Source organism: Stappia taiwanensis, from assembly GCF_014635285.1.
GTDB classification, from domain to species: Bacteria; Pseudomonadota; Alphaproteobacteria; order Rhizobiales; family Stappiaceae; genus Stappia; species Stappia taiwanensis.
This window is the reverse complement of the sequence record NZ_BMCR01000001.1, coordinates 508,464-526,504: the sequence shown is the minus strand read 5'-3', so window position 1 is coordinate 526,504 and position 18,041 is coordinate 508,464. Positions and strand designations below refer to the sequence as shown.

At 65.2% G+C, this 18,041-nt stretch carries 16 protein-coding genes; 8 read left to right on the top strand and 8 right to left on the bottom strand.

Features of this window, described 5'->3' with window-relative positions:
* Positions 1-15: 15 nt before the first annotated feature.
* From IEV83_RS02370 to IEV83_RS02360, 3 genes are all read right to left on the bottom strand, one after another.
* Positions 16-732, bottom strand: a complete 717-nt coding sequence (locus IEV83_RS02370; RefSeq protein WP_181761344.1) for a TerC family protein — start codon at positions 730-732, stop codon at positions 16-18.
* A 36-nt stretch (positions 733-768) separates the two neighbouring features.
* Entirely contained in the window at positions 769-1,497 is a 729-nt protein-coding gene (locus IEV83_RS02365; RefSeq protein WP_181761345.1) for a CDP-alcohol phosphatidyltransferase family protein, read from the bottom strand.
* Positions 1,498-1,662: 165 nt separating this feature from the next.
* Complete coding sequence (locus IEV83_RS02360) at positions 1,663-2,601, bottom strand: DUF2182 domain-containing protein (protein ID WP_181761346.1); 939 nt, start codon at positions 2,599-2,601, stop codon at positions 1,663-1,665.
* A gap of 226 nt (positions 2,602-2,827) precedes the next feature.
* Here IEV83_RS02360 and IEV83_RS02355 point away from each other — a divergent pair, with 226 nt between their 5' ends.
* Entirely contained in the window at positions 2,828-4,072 is a 1,245-nt protein-coding gene (locus IEV83_RS02355) for a UbiH/UbiF family hydroxylase (protein WP_181761347.1), read from the top strand.
* Between the two features lie 34 nt (positions 4,073-4,106).
* Here IEV83_RS02355 and IEV83_RS02350 read toward each other — a convergent pair whose 3' ends face one another.
* Positions 4,107-5,219 (bottom strand): CaiB/BaiF CoA transferase family protein, encoded by a 1,113-nt coding sequence (locus IEV83_RS02350; RefSeq protein ID WP_181761348.1) that lies wholly within the window; start codon positions 5,217-5,219, stop codon positions 4,107-4,109.
* Between the two features lie 55 nt (positions 5,220-5,274).
* Complete coding sequence (locus IEV83_RS02345) at positions 5,275-6,228, bottom strand: AEC family transporter (RefSeq protein WP_181761349.1); 954 nt, start codon at positions 6,226-6,228, stop codon at positions 5,275-5,277.
* 166 nt (positions 6,229-6,394) lie between these two features.
* Here IEV83_RS02345 and IEV83_RS02340 point away from each other — a divergent pair, with 166 nt between their 5' ends.
* The 3 genes from IEV83_RS02340 to hspQ all read left to right on the top strand — a co-directional run bounded on the left by IEV83_RS02340 (position 6,395) and on the right by hspQ (position 8,976).
* On the top strand, positions 6,395-7,306 hold the full coding sequence (locus IEV83_RS02340) for a lysophospholipid acyltransferase family protein (protein WP_181761350.1): 912 nt from the start codon (positions 6,395-6,397) through the stop codon (positions 7,304-7,306).
* Positions 7,307-7,474: 168 nt separating this feature from the next.
* Positions 7,475-8,521 (top strand): HpcH/HpaI aldolase/citrate lyase family protein, encoded by a 1,047-nt coding sequence (locus tag IEV83_RS02335; RefSeq protein WP_181761351.1) that lies wholly within the window; start codon positions 7,475-7,477, stop codon positions 8,519-8,521.
* Between the two features lie 131 nt (positions 8,522-8,652).
* Positions 8,653-8,976 carry a heat shock protein HspQ gene (gene hspQ, locus IEV83_RS02330; RefSeq protein ID WP_181761352.1) on the top strand — a complete coding sequence of 108 codons (324 nt, stop codon included), beginning with the start codon at positions 8,653-8,655 and terminating at the stop codon, positions 8,974-8,976.
* A 106-nt stretch (positions 8,977-9,082) separates the two neighbouring features.
* Here the strand turns inward: hspQ and IEV83_RS02325 are convergent, their stop codons facing one another.
* Both IEV83_RS02325 and IEV83_RS02320 read right to left on the bottom strand, forming a co-directional pair.
* On the bottom strand, positions 9,083-9,556 hold the full coding sequence (locus tag IEV83_RS02325) for a hypothetical protein (protein ID WP_209002939.1): 474 nt from the start codon (positions 9,554-9,556) through the stop codon (positions 9,083-9,085).
* Positions 9,557-10,000: 444 nt separating this feature from the next.
* Positions 10,001-10,618: an invasion associated locus B family protein gene (locus IEV83_RS02320; RefSeq protein ID WP_244628029.1), complete on the bottom strand. Its 618-nt coding sequence runs from the start codon at positions 10,616-10,618 to the stop codon at positions 10,001-10,003.
* Positions 10,619-11,006: 388 nt separating this feature from the next.
* On the opposite strand from IEV83_RS02320, the gene IEV83_RS02315 reads away from it, so the two are divergent.
* From IEV83_RS02315 to IEV83_RS02300, 4 genes are all read left to right on the top strand, one after another.
* Complete coding sequence (locus IEV83_RS02315; RefSeq protein WP_244628028.1) at positions 11,007-12,884, top strand: extracellular solute-binding protein; 1,878 nt, start codon at positions 11,007-11,009, stop codon at positions 12,882-12,884.
* 17 nt (positions 12,885-12,901) lie between these two features.
* The gene (locus tag IEV83_RS02310) at positions 12,902-14,545 is read left to right on the top strand and encodes an AMP-binding protein (protein ID WP_181761354.1); all 1,644 of its coding nucleotides are present in this window, start codon (positions 12,902-12,904) and stop codon (positions 14,543-14,545) included.
* Between the two features lie 65 nt (positions 14,546-14,610).
* Complete coding sequence (locus tag IEV83_RS02305; RefSeq protein WP_181761355.1) at positions 14,611-15,837, top strand: PleD family two-component system response regulator; 1,227 nt, start codon at positions 14,611-14,613, stop codon at positions 15,835-15,837.
* A 75-nt stretch (positions 15,838-15,912) separates the two neighbouring features.
* Positions 15,913-16,575: a DsbA family oxidoreductase gene (locus IEV83_RS02300; RefSeq protein ID WP_181761356.1), complete on the top strand. Its 663-nt coding sequence runs from the start codon at positions 15,913-15,915 to the stop codon at positions 16,573-16,575.
* Positions 16,576-16,660: 85 nt separating this feature from the next.
* Here IEV83_RS02300 and eno read toward each other — a convergent pair whose 3' ends face one another.
* Positions 16,661-17,935 carry a phosphopyruvate hydratase gene (eno, locus tag IEV83_RS02295; protein WP_181761357.1) on the bottom strand — a complete coding sequence of 425 codons (1,275 nt, stop codon included), beginning with the start codon at positions 17,933-17,935 and terminating at the stop codon, positions 16,661-16,663.
* Positions 17,936-18,041 lie beyond the last annotated feature (106 nt).

Sequence of the window (18,041 nt, the reverse complement as noted above, 5' to 3'; positions counted from 1 at the left end):
CGGCAAGCCCCTCGCCTATCCCGCCTTGCGGCGGGCCGAGGCGAGAATGTTGATGATCTCGACACCGGCGGAAAACGCCATGGCGAAGTAGATGTAGCCGCGCGGAATGTGGAAGCCGAGGCCGTCCGCCACCAGGGCAACGCCGATCAGCAGCAGGAAGGCCAGCGCCAGCATCTTGGTGGTCGGGTGGCGCTGCACGAAGGCGGAAATCGGTCCGGAGGCGATATACATGGCGATCATCGCAATCACCACGGCGGCCACCATCACCTCGACGTGCTGGGCCATGCCGATGGCGGTGACGATGGAATCGACCGAGAACACCATGTCGATGACGATGATCTGAGCGATCACCGCGCCAAAGCCCACCGCTGCCGCGCCGGACTGCTCCGTATGGCCGCCTTCGATGCCCTGATGGATCTCGTGGGTGCCCTTGACGATCAGGAACAACCCGCCGGCCAGCAGGATCAGATCGCGCCAGGAGAAGGCTTCGCCGAACAGGGAGAACACCGGCTCGGTCAGGCCGATCAGCACGGTCAGGATCGACAACAGGGCAATCCGGAAGATCAGCGCCAGCGCCAGGCCGATTTGCCGGGCGCGTTTGGCGGCCTTTTCTTCCAGCCGGCTGACAATGACGGAGATGAAGATGATGTTGTCGATACCGAGAACGATTTCCATCACCGTCAGGGTGAAGAGGCTTGCCCAAACCGCCGGGTTGCCGAGAAGGTCCATCATTGCCGTGCCTGCTGGTCCGTCAGATCGCGCGGAGCGTCAGCGCAACTGCTCCAGGAGCTGGTGTACGGCCGAAACCAGCAACAGGTAGAGGCTCGACAGGGACAGCGCCCATTTCACCAGGCCCTCGGCCGACATGCCGTTGGCGACGGCGAAGCCGGCGGCGATGAACCAGATCAGGGTGATCGTCAGGGTGAGGCCACGCCAGCGGGCAACCCGCACCGGGTGAACAAAGCGGATCGGCGCGAAGGTCAAAACGCACAGGGCCAGGACGAACAGCACGGTGAAGACCTGCGAGGAGGACAGCACCATCAGCCCGAACACCACCATGTTCCAGCCGGCGGGAAAGCCCTTGAACGAGCCGTCCGGCTGTTTCATCGCGTTGTCAGCGAAGTAGAGCGCGCCGGTGAACACCACCAGACCGCCGCAGATCCAGTTCCACGGCCCGTCCAGCATGCCACTTCCGGCAAGGGCGAAGGCGGGCAGAAACACATAGGTGGCATAGTCGATGACGAAATCGAGCGAGGCGCCGGACCATTGCGGCATCCGCCGGGCGATATCGAAGCGGCGGGCCAGCGGGCCGTCGACCCCGTCCACCACAAGGGCGATGCCAAGCCAGACGAACAGCATGGGCCAGTTGCCCTGGGCGCCGGCCAAAAGCGCCAGAAGTGCGATCGGCGCACCCAGTGCGGTCAGCACATGGATCAGGAACAAGGGGTGGGCGCTGGGAACCCGTGCCACCGCGCCCGTCTGGTCAATATTTGCCATCTTGCCTTTTCCCACGGGCTCTGCCTCGTACTAAAAATCGTTGCCGAGCGCGCGCAAAAAAAGACAGCGGCGCATCTGTTCAATCTTCCGTATGCCCGCACAAGGGCGTTTCCGCAACTGCAACAACACCCCAATTGCAAGGGAAATGTTCCAAAAAGCTACCTTTCACCCGAACAGGATCTTCTGTCCGGCATCGGAAAGGGCGAGAACGAACAGGCCCCAGACGATCAGGAACACACCGATGGCACGCGGGATCCAGAACCGGAACACGGTCTTCTCGACGGTCATCAACAGGCCAAGCACGGCGATCCACAACACATTCATCACACCCACCGCGAACATCACCGTCATCAACGCCCAGCAGCAACCGAGACACAAAAGCCCCTGGATGAGGCCGAGCCGGTAGACCCCGAACAGCGACGTCGGTCGGCGTTCCATGAAAAACGGGATCGGCCGCTGGCAGCGGATGAGACAGGCCATCTTCGCCGGGGTGAACTGATAGATGCCAGCGGCCAGCAATGTTGTTCCCGCCAGAACCATGGTGGCTGGGGACATCATCGGCGACATCATCCGCGCTGCCGTCAGCACCCCTTGGGCCACCGTGGCAACAAGGCCGTAGCCGCCCCAGATCGACAGATAACCGGCGGCAAGCATCATGACTGGGACGACACGGCCCGGCCGATCCACCATCGGCTGCGGCAGTTCGGCGAAGCGGGCGATCATCGGCGCGGCGCTGGGAAGCATCATCGCCAGCGCCATCATCACCCACATCAGGAACACAAGCCCCGCGTCGGCAATGTTCCAGATCTGCGAGGCAGGCATGCCGAAGGTGCTCGCCCCTTCCGGCAGGCAGATGGCGGCGAGCGCCGCGCGCGCCTCCGCTGGCAGACCGGCGAAGATGTTGAAGGCGTTGAACATGGCCATGCCGGGGCCGAGCTCGCCCATGTCCATCATCGGCACCATGGCCGCGACCATAGCTCCCAGATAGGCCCAGCCCGCCAGCGCGGCGAGCGCAACGGCGGCAAAGACCACGATCCTGGGGCTGCGGGACCATAGCCCCGGGGATGTGCCTTGTTTGCCGGACTCTCCGTAGATCTGGGTCATGGTGGGCAGAAAATCCTTCGCAACTCTGTAAACCGGTTCGCCGCCATCGCAGCACGGATGCACGAATTCGTATTGCGGCGTCGTACCGCTTCTAGGCCATTGTGCCCGGCTTTTTTGAGCCGTAACCCTCCCAATGCGACCATATGCCCGATGGGGGGACTTGCAAATCCGTCGCCGCGCGCCATTCTCCGGCAGAATCTAACACATCGACCGACGGAGCCGGCACATGGGAAGCGCGACACAAAAGGACACGGCGGCGGTCCGGGTGGATGTCGCCGTCATCGGCGCGGGGCCGTCCGGCCTGACCATGGCGATCCTTCTGGCGCGCCACGGGTTCACCACCGCGCTGGTGGCTCCGGCCGATCCGCCTGAGGACGACCGCACCACCGCGCTGCTGGACTCTTCCGTGGCGCTGTTGCGTGCCCTTGATCTCTGGCAGGAGATCGAACCGCACACCGCGCCGCTGGCGCATATGCGCATCGTTGACGATACCGGACGGTTGATTCGCGCGCCCGAGACCGTGTTCGATGCCGCCGAACTTGACCTGCCCGCCTTCGGCTACAACATTCGCAACCGCGATCTCAACGGAGCGCTGGGCGCCACTGCGGCGGAAACGCCGGGCCTGGTGCGGGTCATCGGCCGGGTCGAGGCGATCCGCTCGGATGCCACGGGCGCCTCGGTGACCGTCGACAGCGGCGAAACGGTGACGGCGGCGCTGGTCGTCGGCGCCGACGGGCGCCGCTCGATGGTGCGCGAAGCCGCCGGCATCGACACCCGCGACTGGCGCTATCCGCAGGCGGCGCTGATCGTCAATCTGGAACATGACGTTCCCCATCACGATCATTCGACCGAGTTCCACACGCCCACCGGGCCGTTCACGCTGGTGCCGCTGAAGGGCAACCGCTCCTCACTGGTCTGTGTGGTCGAACCGGAAGAGGCCGAACGGCTCAAGGCGCTGCCGGACGATGCGCTGGCGGCGGAGCTGGAACGGCGCGCGCATTCGGTTCTGGGCGCCATGCGGATCGCCGGGGCGCGGCATATCTACCCGCTCGGCGGGCTCAGCGCCAACAGGCTCGGCGCGGCGCGCTGTGCCCTGATCGGCGAAGCGGCCCATGTGTTTCCGCCCATCGGCGCGCAGGGGCTCAACCTCGGCTTGCGCGATGTGGCGGCCCTTGGCGAAATCCTGGTGGCGGCCAAGACACGCGGCGAGGATATCGGCGGTGCGGCCACGCTGGAGCGCTATGAGCGCGCGCGGCGGCCGGATATCGCTTCGCGCGTTGCCGCCGTCGATCTGCTCAACCGCTCGCTTCTGTCGGACCTTTTGCCGGTTCAGGCACTGCGCGGTCTCGGGCTTTACGCCATTGGCCGGATCGGGCCGTTGCGCCGGATGATGATGCGCGAGGGCATCGCCCCGTCGCTGGGCCGTCCCCGGCTGATGCGGGGCCTCTCCATCGGCGGCAACGGGGGCTGATCCCGCTCGCCGCCCCGTTCCCCGCAAAGGCGGTCTACCGCTCGTCCAGCGGCGCCATCGCCTTGACGATGGGGGACGCTGCCCGATGCGCGCCGCGAAACCTTGGGGCGATCGGCAGCGGAATGGCGGGGATCTCCCCCTCCCCGGTTTCCACCTGAAAATCGAACAGGCCGCGCTCGCGGAAATGCGGATCGGCGAAGGCCTCAGCAAGGCTCGCCAGCGGTGTGGCGCAGCAGTCGGCTTGGTGCAGCGCATCGGCCCAGTCGGCGCCGGAACGGGCGGCGAAACACGTGGCAACGCCCCTGATCGTTGCCGCCGGATCCTTTCGGTCATCGCGCAAGGGCTCTGGCAGGCCGATCACCTCGCACAGCGCCTCCCAGAATTTCTGTTCCAGCGCACCGACGGCAATCGGCGCACCATCACCGGCGGCATAGATCCGGTAGCGCGGCGAGGCGCCGGTCAGAAGGTCGGCGCCATTGTCCGGCGCGCGGCCCGTGACTGCGAGACGTGCCTGGGCGAACAGGGCGAAGGTGAACATGGCGTCGGTCATGGCGATGTCGAGATGGCATCCGCTGCCGCCGCGCTCGCGCCTGAGCAGCGCCAGCAGGATGTTCATCACCGCCGGAAAGCTGCCGCCACCGATATCGGCGATCTGCGCAGGGGGCAGAACGGCCGCCTCCGCCGGGCCATGGGAAAGCGCAAGCAGGCCGCTGAGCGCCAGATAATTGATGTCGTGGCCGGCCTGCGGCGCGCGCGGTCCCGACTGCCCGAAGCCGGTGATCGAGCAATAGATCAGACGGGGATGGCGGGCCCGCAACGCTTCGGCGCCAAGACCGAGGCGGTCCATCACCCCGGGGCGGAACTGCTCGATGACGATATCGACGGAGGGCAGAAGCGCATGGATGCGCTCGATGGCATCCTTCGCCTTCAGGTCGATCTCCAGCGTCGTCTTGCCCCGGTTGAGCATGGCGTAGAGCGCGCTTGCCGGGCCGTGTTTCGGCGGAAAGCCGCGCATCGCCTCCCCGCCTGGCGGTTCGACCTTGATGACCTCGGCGCCAGCCTCGGCCAGCATCAGGCTGGCGAGCGGCCCGGGCAGCAGCGTTGTGAAGTCAAGCACCCGGATCCCGGACAGCGGCTGGTCATGCATGAAATCCATCCCGTCACTCTGTGGTCTGGGGCATGATCCTTCCCGGTCGGGCGGTTCAGCGCAAGGGCAGGATTCCTTCGGTAATGGCATAAATGAACAGAGATACGGTCATGGTGGAGGCAATGGTGCCGATCAGGATGGCGCTCGACGCCCGCTGTACATAGACGTTGTACTGCTGGGCGATGACGAAGACATTCGCCGCCGGCGGCAGGCAGGCCATCAGCACCGCCGTGGCCACCCAGGCCGGGTCGAAGCCGCCGACCCAGTTCAAAAGGCCGAGCACGATCAGCGGATGCACCACCAGCTTGACCGCCAGCACCACCGGCATTTCCAGTGGCACCCGCCCGAGCGGTTGCAGGGCCACCGTCACCCCCATGGCGAACAGGGCGCAAGGGGCGGCGGCGTTCGAAAGATAGGTCAGCAGCGTGTCGATGGCCTGCGGCGGCTGAAATCCGACGGCGGCGGCCAGCACCCCGGCGATGGTGGCGAGGATGAACGGGTGGGTGAAGATCCGCCGCAGCACGGTCAGGACGGTGACCAGCGGCGGATGGTTTTCCGTTCCCCCGAGCGCCATCATCAGCGGCGCCAGGGTGAACAGCAGGATGTTATCGAAGCAGAACACCAGTGCCGTCGGCACGGCGGCGGCGGGTCCGAGCACCGCCAGCGTTAGCCCCGGCCCCATGTAGCCAATGTTGGAATAGGACCCGGCGAGCGCCTGGATCGTCGCCTCGGAGATATTGCCGCGCGAGGCGAACACGCCGACGCAGAACGCCAGGGCGAAGGCGCAATAGGTGGCGAAGGTCGTTGCCGCCACATAGGCGACGTTGGTCAGTTCCTCGATCGGCGTTTGCGCTAGCAGCCGGAAGAACAGGGCCGGCAGGGCGAGGTAGATGACGAAGAACTGCATCCAGGCAAGACCCTCGGCGGGTATCTTGCGAAACTTGCCGGCGGCGATGCCAAGGAAGATCAGCCCGAAGAACGGAAGTGCCAAGGAAATCACACTGTTCATCGAAATCTCCGAACCGGATCGCCCCGAAGCTGGCGCGGCAGGTTGCCTTCCTTCCGGTGCTTGGGTAAGCACCACGAGGCCTATCGGGTTCGCGGGGGGCGGTCAACGCCGCACCTTACCGCACCGCAACGGGACGCAAAGGGACCGGGCGCACAGGATGACGGCGATGGATCGCGCACGTGGCTCCGCCCCCCGGCATGGGGTGTTGCGGCGGCTTCGCTATTGGCTGGAGTGGGCCTTGCTGCGCTCGGGCGTTGCCCTGGTGCGGCTGATGCCGCCGACCATGGCCGCCCGGGCGATCGGCAAGGGCTGGCGCTGGGTGGCTCCGTTCAACCGGCGGCATCAGCGGGCGCTGGAGAACATCCGCCATGCCTTTCCCGACATGCCCGTAGACCAGCGCGAGGCGCTGGCCCGCGATGCATGGGAAAACCTCGGTCAGGTGATGGCCGAAACCCTGCAGCTGGACCGGATCGTCGCCGACCGGTCCCGTTTCGAGTTCGACGTGGATGGGGTGCGCGAGACGGTTGGCGAGGGCGGTGCGGTGATCGTCTCCATGCATGCCGGAAATTGGGAGGTGACCGCGCTTGGCGGGCATGCCGCCGGATGGCAAACCGCCGGGGTCTATCAGGCGCTGAAGAACCCGCTCACCGAAACCCTGCTGCATGACCTGCGGGCGCCGGTCTATCCCGCCGGTCTTTTCGCCAAGGGACATGACACCGCGCGGCGCCTTCTCAGCCTTGCCCGCTCCGGCGGCCGGGTGGCGATGCTGGCGGATCTGCGCGATCTGCGCGGTGTGGTCGTGCCGTTTTTCGGCCGGGAGGCTTATGCCACCCCCTATCCGGCCACCATCGCGCTCGCAGCCCGGGTGCCGCTGATCGCCTGCCGGGTAATCCGCCTGCCCGGCAGCCGATTCCGCATTGAGGCCGAGGTGGTGCCCATGCCGCAGAGCGGCGACCGCAAGGCCGATGCGCTGGAGGCGACCCGCCGCTACCACGCCCGGTTCGAGACATGGATTCGCGAATACCCGGAACAGTGGATGTGGATCATGCGCAAATGGATCGACGGTCCAGCCCGCTGAGCCGTTCCACTTCCCTGCCCTTTCGGCCGATGCGGCCCAGCCATCCGGCATGAGTTTGTTTGCACCGCAGCAAAAGCGGTATAGACAGGGAGCATCTGCGATCTGATCCCTCCGGCCATTTTCTCAAGAGGTGGTGGCGGGAGGCTGGCTTTTTGTTGGGAGGACCCCTTGAAGACACCCCGCGCATTTTACCAACCGCTGGCGATCGGTGCACCCGCGCCGCTTCGCGACCTGCCCGTGCAACTGGAGCGGATGATTCATTTCGTGCCGCCGCATGTGGAGAAGATGCGGGCGAAGGTGCCCGATCTGATTTCCCGGGTCGATGTGGTGCTGGGCAATCTGGAGGACGCGATTCCCGCCGATCAGAAGACGGCGGCGCGGCGCGGCTTCATCGAGATGGCACGGGAAAATGATTTCGGTTCCACCGGTCTGTGGACACGGATCAATTGCCTGAACAGCCCCTGGGTGCTCGATGATCTGATGGAGATCGTCACCGAGGTCGGCGACAAGCTGGATGTGATCATGCTGCCCAAGGTCGAGGGCGCCTGGGACATTCACTATCTCGATCAGTTGCTGGCGCAGCTCGAAGCCCGCGCCGGGATCTCCCGCCCGATCATGATCCACGCCATTTTGGAAACAGCCGAAGGCGTGAAGAACGTGGAGAGCATCGCCACGGCCAGCCCGCGCATGCATGGCATGAGCCTTGGCCCGGCCGATCTTGCCGCCTCGCGCGGCATGAAGACGACGCGGGTCGGCGGCGGACATCCCGATTACATGGTGCTGGCCGACGGCACGGCCGAGGGCGCGCCGCGCGCCGGTTTCCAGCAGGATCTGTGGCACTACACGGTCGCCAAGATGGTGGATGCCTGCATGGCCGCCGGCATCAAGGCATTTTACGGCCCGTTCGGCGACTTCTCGGATGCAGCCGCCTGCGAGGCGCAGTTCCGCAATGCCTTCCTGATGGGCTGTGTCGGGGCTTGGTCGCTGCATCCGAGCCAGATCGATATCGCCAAGAAGGTGTTCAGCCCGGAGCCGGGCGAGGTCGCCTTTGCCCGCAAGATCATCAAGGCCATGCCCGATGGCACCGGCGCGGTGATGATCGACGGCAAGATGCAGGATGACGCCACCTGGAAGCAGGCCAAGGTGATCGACGATCTGGCCCGGCTGGTGACGGAAAAAGACCCGGATTTTGCTCGGGTCTACGCCGCGGAATGAGATAAAATGCCCTTGCGGGAGGTGGCTTGACGCCTCTTCCCGCCAGGGCTTGACAATGGCAAGCGGGCGTGACTTGTAGAGCGCCCGTTGAACCACCGCGCCTTCGGGCGCGGAAAGGGTCGAAGAGTAAGATGCGCATTGCGAAATACATGATCGGTCAGGTTGTCCGCCACAGGGTCTATCCCTTCCGCGGCATCATCTTTGACGTCGATCCGACCTTCGGCAACACGGAGGAATGGTGGGAGGCGATCCCCGACGATGTGCGTCCGGACCGCGACCAGCCCTTCTATCATCTGCTCGCGGAAAACGCCGAAACCGAATACGTCGCCTATGTTTCGGAGCAGAACCTCGTCCCGGACGAGAGCGGCGAACCGGTGCGCCATCCGCAGGTGGACGAGATTTTCGAGCAACAGGCCGACGGCTCCTATCTGCCCCGAGACGTAGAGCTGCATTAGCAACAGCTTCGAACCCGCTGCCAGCGTCTCATTGAGCGCCTGAGCGGTTCGGTGGACGACCCGGACGGCAAGGCGCCTCCGGGCCGCGTCATTCATTTGCGCGTTTTTACTGAATGCTGCGCTGTTCCGGCCTTTCCGCAACCGGCACCATGATGTGGACGTAAGGAGTGTCCTTCCACATCACATAGGGGCCATCGGTGTCCGGCGTGGTCGGCAACCCGGCATAGGCCGCTGGGTCGGGCGAGATGATCATGATATGCGGTCCCTCGACGACCCACTGATTGTCGGCGGTCGGGGTGTCGGCTGCCGGATCGATGTTGCTCGCGCCGCCGCCGGGCATGTCACCGGCCAGCATGTAGGCGATGGCCACCCGTTCGGCCGTGAATGGCTCCTTTCCCATCCATGCCTTCATCCAGCGGCGCCATTCGGCGTCCATGCACATGGGGCCTGCGACGGTGGGTGGGGCGGGATAACAGGTGTACTCGCTGTTTCCTTCACGCAGGATATTGCCTTCCAGGTCCGAAACCGTGGCGGTTTTGGCAATGCTTGGCGGCGCGGCCCGCAAGGCATCGGCGATCATCGCCTTCGCATCGGGAGCTTCCTGCGCGAAGGCGGGAGCGGCCAGAAGAAGACAGGCGCCGAGGGCAGACAGCGCCGCGCCTCCGGAAAGAGTTTTGGGGTGGGGTGAGGTATCACGTGAATGCATGGCGTAGCTCCTTGGAAACAGGACGGCCGCATATTCAGGATAACAACTGCGGGCCTTCCCCAATGGTTCCGCAGGTGCTGGCGCAGGAGGCCCATGCACTGGGCCAATCTCCCCTCTTGCACTGGTCAATCTAGCACCCTTTCCATGCGCCCAAAAGGAGGGTGCCTTACTGTCAGGGGATCGAGCCCCTTTTTCCGCTTTCCTGTCCTTGTTTGGCAATGGATGCCAGTCAAGGGACGCGCTTGCACAAGGCCGGCCAACAAAAAAGCGCCGCAGTCGAACTGCGGCGCTTTCGGGTCTTCAAATCTGGCTGGCCGGTCAGTTGGCGCCGGTCGCCTCGTTCTGCTTGTCGATCAGCTTCTGACGGGCCTCCTCGGCCCGCTTCTGCAGCTCCGACTGCAACTGCTGCTGCTTCTGCTGAAGTGCGGCAGCGTCGATCGGCGCGCCGTCGTAGACCTTGGTGAAGCCGGTGAGCGTGAGCTGGAACGGGACCTGCTTGGCCTGCTGGTTCAGCGTGGTCAGGATCAGCGCATTGCCCTTCTTCATCGAAGTGATGAACTCGTCGTTGATGACCAGCTCGGAATAGCAGGCGTTCGGATAGCAGATGCCATACTTGGCTTCGTTCTGCTTGCCGGCGTCGACCTGAACGCGCAGGCCCGGCTGGATCAGCATTCCCGGCGGCACGGCGATCAGCAGCGTCTTGCGGGCTTCGCCGCCAATTTCACGGACGGCGACGGAAGCAAGGAACTGACCGGTGTCGGTGCGCAGCTCCTGCGTGACGACACAGACTTCCTTCTTGGACTGCGGGTCGGTGTTGCAGACCTTGACCCACGGCGAGTCCGCGGCCGGCTCAACGGTCTGGGCAAGGGCGCCCGGTGCCGCGGCGAATACGGCAGCGGCAATCGACAGCCCCGCCAGTTGCGTCTTGAAACTCATAACCATCAAATGCGTCCCTACGTCCGTGGTGTCGCTGCGGCGCGGTTGGATGCGACGCGCCGTTGCCTCGCACTGAAACCGAAGTGGCTTCTAGATCCGTCGCGCCGTGATAACTCGCGTTCGCCCTTCATGTGCGTGGCGATTGCGGCGAGACATTGACCTGTCTGCTCCGCGCGCATCTTTACAGCCTTGCTACTCAAATATCCAGAATGACCGGCGAAATCTGCCGCACCACATCCCACGCGAGGACAAAAAACTCGGCACCTGTGCGAATTTGCATCACCTTCACCCCGGATTGACTGGCCGCGCCGGGCCCTCAATCCCTTGGCTGGGGTGGGGCTCCACACCAGATTGGGATTTTGACATTGTGTTAACCATAACAAAGTGATTGAGCCGCTACGGTCTGACCATGATGAAACGCTTTCGCTTCCTGATTCTGTCCTCCGCGCGGGTCCTGGTAGCCGGTGCCCTGGGGGTGTGCGCATCGAGCGCCGTCCTGGCCGCCGACGAGATGCCGGCACCCGCCCATGGTATCGCCATGCACGGGGCGCCTGCCCTGCCGGCGGATTTTTCGCATCTTCCCTATGCGAACCCGGATGCTCCCAAGGGCGGGGCGGTCACCTATGGGGTGCAGGGAAGCTTCGACAGTCTCAATCAGTTCATCGTGCAAGGGGGCACGACCACCGCGCGCGGCATCCGGGATTCCGACTATGGCGCGCTGGTGATCGAAAGCCTGCTCGATCGCAACATGGACGAGCCCTTTTCGCTCTATGGCCTGCTCGCCGAGGCGGTGCGGATGCCGGAGGCGCGCGACTGGATTGAGTTCACGCTGAACGAAAAGGCGCGGTTTTCCGATGGGACGCCCGTCACCGTCGAGGATGTGATCTTTTCCTTCGAGATCCTGCGAGACAAGGGGCGTCCGCATTTCCGTGCCCGCTATAACCGCATCACGGCGATGGAAAAGACCGGCCCGCGCAGTGTGCGCTTCACCTTCGAGGACGGATCCGACCGGGAACTACCGCTCCTGGTCGGATTGTCGCCGATCTTCGCCCGCCATGCGATTGACCCGCAGACCTTCGACAAGAGCACGCTGGTGCCGCCCCTCGGCTCCGGTCCCTACATCATCGACGAGGTCGAGCCGGGCAATCACATCACCTATCGGCGCAATCCGGACTACTGGGCGAAGGATCTGCCAATTCGGCGCGGCCTTTACAACTACGACACGGTGCGCATCGAGTATTACCGCGACGAGAACACCCTGCTGGAATCCTTCAAGAAGGGCCTTGTCTCGCTGTTGCCGGTGGCCGACCCGGCGCGCTGGATGACCGGCTTCGACTTCCCGGCGGTGGCCGAGGGCAAGGTGATCAAGGACAGCTTCACGCTGGGGACCCCGGCGGGCATGTATGGCTTTGTCTTCAACACCCGCCGGCCGGTGTTCTCTGACCCGCGCGTACGGCAGGCGCTGGCTATGCTGTTCGACTTCGAATGGGTCAATCGCAACCTTTATCATGGGCTCTACCAGCGCACCGGTGGCTATTTCGATAACTCCATCCTGTCCTCGCGCGGCCGTCCGGCCGATGCGCGCGAACGGGCGCTGCTTGAGCCGTACATGGAAGAGATCGCGCCAGATGTGCTGGAAGGACGCTGGGGCCCGACCGAGGCCGATGGGTCCGGGCGCGATCGCAAGGTTCTGCGCGCGGCGGTCGGTCTGCTGCGAGAGGCCGGCTACACCATCGACGGGCGTGAGATGAAGGGGCCGGACGGTGCTCCCCTCACCTTCGAGATGCTGGTTGCGGCGAAGGATCAGGAACGGCTTGCGCTCGCCTATCAGCGGGTGCTGGCGCTGGTCGGGATAAAGGCAACGGTGCGCAGCGCCGACAGCGCCCAGTATCAGCGTCGCCGTCAGAGCTTCGATTACGACATGGTGCTGAACACCTGGCTTGCGTCGCTGTCGCCCGGCAATGAACAGCGCTACCGCTGGGGCAGTGCCGCCGCCGGGCAGCAGGGCTCCTTCAACTATGCCGGGGTGCAGAGCGCCGCCGTGGATGCGATGATCACCGCGATGCTGGCCGCGCGCAGCGCCGGCGATTTCGTCTCGGCGGTGCGGGCGTTCGACCGGGCGCTGATTTCGGGCCACTATGTGGTTCCGCTGTTTCACCTGCCGGAAAAGTGGGTGGCCCGTTGGGACAAGATCAGCCGGCCCGGGAAACATGCCGTTTCCGGGCCTCGTTTCGAAACCTGGTGGGCCACTGAGGCCGGGCAATAGGCGCTGGAAGACCTGCGATGATCCTGACACCGCTGAAGACCATTGAAGCGCATCAGAAGAGCGGCATCTGGGGCCGCGTCACCCTCGACGCGCTGTTCCGCAAGACCGCGATGGCCCATCCGGACCGGCTCGCCCTATGCGACCCGGCGGATCGCGCGGGCTGGATTCCCGGTGCCGCACGCCAGTTGACCTATGGCCAGGCGGATGAGGAAATCACCCAGCTTGCCAGCTTCTTCGGTGCGGTGGGGCTTCAGCCGGATCACGTGATCGGCCTGCAGACGCCGAACACGGTGGATGGTGTCATCGCCCTGCTCGCCGCCTTGCGGGCCGGACTGGTGGTGGCCCCGCTGCCGCTCTACTGGCGCCAGAAGAACGTTCTGGAAGCCCTGTCCCGCGCCGGGGCCAAGGCGCTGATCGCTGGCGAAAGCTTCGGCGGGCGGAGCCTCGGGCTGGAAGCGCGGGACGCGGCGGCGGAAATGTTCTCCCTGCGGTTCGTGTTCGGCTTGGGCCGGGATGTCCCCGATGGGGTGATGGAGCTTGGCGAAGTGCTCGGGGCCAGTGCGGACAGCATGGGCGATCTGTCGGGCAACCTGCCGCGCAGGGGAACGGATGCCGCCGATCATGTGGCGACGCTGACCTGGACCCAGAGCACCAGCGGCGAGCCGCTGCCGATCGCCCGCAGCCACAATCAGTGGATTGCCGCAGGCTTGATGCCCTATCTGGAGCTTTCCCTGCCGGAGGCGCCGAAATTCGTACTGCCCTATGCGGTGACCGGCATGGCCGGGATCGGCGCCGGGCTGATGCCCTGGCTGCTCTCCGGCGGCACCTTGCATCTGCACCAGCCCCGGTCCCTGCGGCGGCTGGCCGCGCATGTGGATGCCGTCGGTGCCGATTGCGTCCTTTGCCCCGGCAGCCTCGTCGGCAGTCTGGAGAAGCGTCTGGACAACATGGAATGCAGGGTTGTCGCGGTGTGGAGCGCTCATTCGGCCGCCCCCGTTCCGCGCGCCACCAATCGGGACCTCGTCGATCTGCATGTGATCGACGAGTTCGCGATGATCGCCCGCCGCCGGGAGGGCAGCGCCCTGCCCCGTCCATTCCGCAGCGGTCGGATCGGTTCGCCGTCAAGTGCCGCCAATGGCCCCGCGCTCCTGGAAATCGAGGTCGATACCGAGATGGAGGGCGGCAGCGGGCCGAACACCTTGAAGGTGCGCGGTGCCATGGTCGCCGATTCCGCCTGGCCGTCCTCGCGGGTGCGGATCCCCACCGACAAGGCGGGGTTCGTCGATACGCTTCTGCCCGTCAGGATGTCCGAACATGGGGTTTCGGGCGTTGGCATTCCCGGCAACTCCGCGCCGGGCGTGTTCTCCCTGCCCGCACTGGATGCGCTCTATGGTGCCTTCCCCGGCATGAAGGAGGCGGCCGCGTTTCTGGTCGATGACGGCATTCTCGGCGCCCGGGTCTATGCTGCCCTGGTGCCGCAAAACGGCTTCCATCTCGATATTGAAGGGTTCTTCGCCTATCTCGATGCGGAGCGGGCCGGCCTGGCGGAAATTCCGCACCGGATCCTGTCGCTGACTGCCCTGCCGCGCAAGGAGAACGGTGCGGTCGACCGGTCGGCCCTGTCGGACCGGGTGAGCTTGCGCCATGCTGCGGTTGCGTGAAACGAGGGTGACAGCGGTGGCCGTGCGGACTGAAGCCTCTCTCCACTCCAGCGGGAGGCGATGCCGTGCCCGCTAAACTGGGGCCGTTGCCGCGCAGCGGCGCCGGCGTTGCGCCATCGGTTGCCATCGAAATCGAAGTCGATGCGGAGATGCCTCAGGCACGGCCCTGGCTGACTGACGGGCTGGTCGGCTGGTTCGAGCTAACGTCGAAGGAAGCCCTCCAGTTGGCACGGGAGCATAGTCGGTTTCCCGATGCCGTCGTCCACTTTCGGGGCCATGCCCCCGCGCCGATCCGCAACAGCCCGCTGGCGGAACTGGTGCACCTCGCCCGGGCTCGCGGGTTGGAACTTCCTGTCTTCGTCATCGGCGGGCGCGCCGGACAGCATGACGGGACCGTGCGCCCTGCCGCCTATGCGGACACAAGCCTTTCGGCCCCGCTGTTCGCGGACCGGTTGGGCGACATGATCCGCGAGGTCGGCCGTCTCAGTGAAATCCGGCTGCGGCGGCAGGTGTTCGGCCCCTTGCCGGGCGAATGGCCGGCCGGTGCGCCAGAGCATTCGACCATTGGCCTTCTGGCCCTCGGTCTCAGCCATCGGTTCGGCGCGGTGTTCGGCGTGGGCGCGGGACGGTTCGAAATCGTCGGCGCCTTTACGTTCGACATGGCGACGCAATTTCTGGAAAGCCGGCGGTTCGATGCGGTTCTGATCGATTGTCCGCCGGAGATGGCGGTCGACTATGTGACCCGCCTGCGCTTCGACCCCAGGTATATCAACCTTCCCGTGATCGCCTGTGCGCGCAATGGTGCGGACGCGGCCCGGTTGCACGCGGCGGGCGCGAGCGATGTGCTGGCCCATGGGCTGAACCCAGCCGAACTTTCGGAGCGGGTGCGGATCGCCATCCGAGCCGGGGCGCGGCGCCATCTGGCCGGCGCGTTGCTGCGCCGCTTTCGCCACCGGCATCTGGGCGAGCGTGGTCGGCTGCCGCGTGCCGGCTATGATCGCTACCTTTCTGAACTCACCAGGCTTCTGGCCCTGCAAGGCCGCGAGCCGCTGGCCGTGCCGCTTGCCTCGTTTCATCCCGATCCGCTGTGGCGGAGCGCGGCGAATGACGAAGCGTTTCTTCCCGCAGGCGACAATCCCTTGCGGTCGGCGGCGTTGGCTGCCTCGCGCGAGGAAGATTTTGTTGCTACGGTCGAAGGGCTGGGCGACATGGTCGTCCTGCGCGACGCGTCCGCCGTCGGCCGGCTGGCCCGTCGCCTGTCATCGATCGTGAGCGCGACCAGCTTCCTCTGAGGCGGCTCGCGCGCGGATCCGGAACAGACGCCCGCCCGCACTCCTCGGGTGCCGTCAACGCTGAAGGACTGTTTGATGGAAGAAGGCGATCCCCTGCGTATCGATATCGTGTCCGATGTGATGTGCCCGTGGTGCTATATCGGTAAGCGCCGGCTGGAAAAGGCCCTGGCCGAAGTGCCCGATATCGCGGTGTCCTTGCGCTGGATGCCGTTTCAGCTCGATGAGACGCTCCCGCCGGAAGGCAAGGACCGGGCGCAATATCTCAATGAGAAATTCGGCGGCGCGGAGCGGGCCGAGGCTGCCTATGAGCCCGTGCGGGCGGCGGGTGCTGCGGAAGACATTCCCTTCGCCTTCGACCGCATTCGCAAATCGCCCAACACCCTCGATTGCCACCGGCTGATCCTGTGGTCCCGCGCGGAAAACGCCCAGAGCGAAATGGCGGAGCGGCTGTTCCAGCTCTATTTCGTGGAAGGGGCCGATCTGACCGACCCGGAAACCCTGATTCAGGCGGCCGATGATGTGGGCATGATGTCGGATCTGGTGGCGGAGCTGCTGCCGACCGATTCCGACAAGGACAAGGTGCAGCGGGATCTCGACAATGCCCGCGCCATCGGGGTCAGCGGCGTTCCCTGCTTCATCATCGATGAGCGCTTCATGGTGATGGGGGCGGAAGCGCCGGAAACCTTGGCGGCGGCCATCCGCCACGCTCATGAGACCCGGCCTGGAAGCGACACCTGATTCCACCGGTTCAGAGCCTGAAACGCAAAACGGCGGCCCATCATTCCATGGGCCGCCGTTTTTTGTCTGCTATTGGGCTACCGGCTTAGCGGCGCAGGATGCCCTTGCCGGCGTAGCGGGCCTGCTGGCCGAGCTCTTCCTCGATGCGGATGAGCTGGTTGTATTTGGCGAGCCGGTCGGAGCGCGCCAGCGAGCCGGTCTTGATCTGTCCGCAGTTGGTGGCAACGGCAAGATCGGCAATGGTCGCGTCCTCGGTCTCGCCCGAGCGATGCGACATCACGGCGGTGTAGCCGGCCTTGTGGGCGGTCTCGACCGCGTCCAGGGTCTCCGTCAACGTACCGATCTGGTTGACCTTGACCAGGATGGAGTTGGCCACGCCCTTCTCAATGCCTTCGCGCAGGCGTGCGGAGTTGGTGACGAACAGGTCATCGCCGACAAGCTGGCAGCGGTCACCGGTCATCTCGGTCAGCGCCTTCCAGCCGGCCCAGTCATCCTCGGCCATGCCGTCCTCGATGGAGATGATCGGGTAGCGCTTCACGAAATCGGCGAGATAAGCGGCCATCTCGTCCGGGCCGAGCACCTTGCCTTCGCCGGCCAGGTGATACTTGCCGTCCTTGAAGAACTCGGTCGACGCCGCGTCGAGCGCAAGGCAGATGTCCTCGCCCGGGCGGTAGCCGGCCGTCTCGATCGCCTTCATGACGAAACCGATCGCCTCGTCGGTGGAGCCGATGTTGGGAGCAAAGCCGCCCTCATCGCCCACATTGGTGTTGTGGCCGGCATCCTTCAGGGCCTTGCGCAGGGTGTGGAACACCTCCGCGCCCATGCGCACGGCGTCGCGCAGGGAGGGTGCGCCAACCGGCATGATCATGAATTCCTGTACGTCGATCGGGTTGTCCGCATGGGCGCCGCCGTTGATGATGTTCATCATCGGCGCCGGCAGCACGCGCGCGCCGCTGCCGCCGACATAGCGGTAGAGCGGCAGGCCGCTGGCATCGGCGGCCGCCTTGGCGACGGCAAGGGACACGCCGAGGATCGCATTGGCGCCGAGGCGGGCCTTGTTCTCGGTGCCGTCGAGGGCGATCATCGCCTCGTCGATCTTGATCTGGTCTTCCGCGTCGAGGCCGCCGACCGTGTCGAAGATCTCGCCATTGACCGCATCGACCGCCGCGGTGACGCCCTTTCCGAGATAGCGGGAGCCGCCATCGCGCAGCTCAACCGCCTCATGGGCGCCGGTGGAGGCGCCGGACGGCACGGCGGCGCGGCCGAAGGAGCCGTCCTCCAGGTAAACGTCGACTTCCACGGTCGGATTGCCACGGCTGTCGAGAATTTCGCGGCCAATGATGTCCACGATAGCGGTCATAGTCATCTCCCTGAAGATGTCGGTCCGGCTGGGTGATTGTGGGCCGGAGGTCGGAGGGGATTGCTTCGCGGCGGCTGGCCGGAAGCGGGATGAAAGGGGGCAAGCC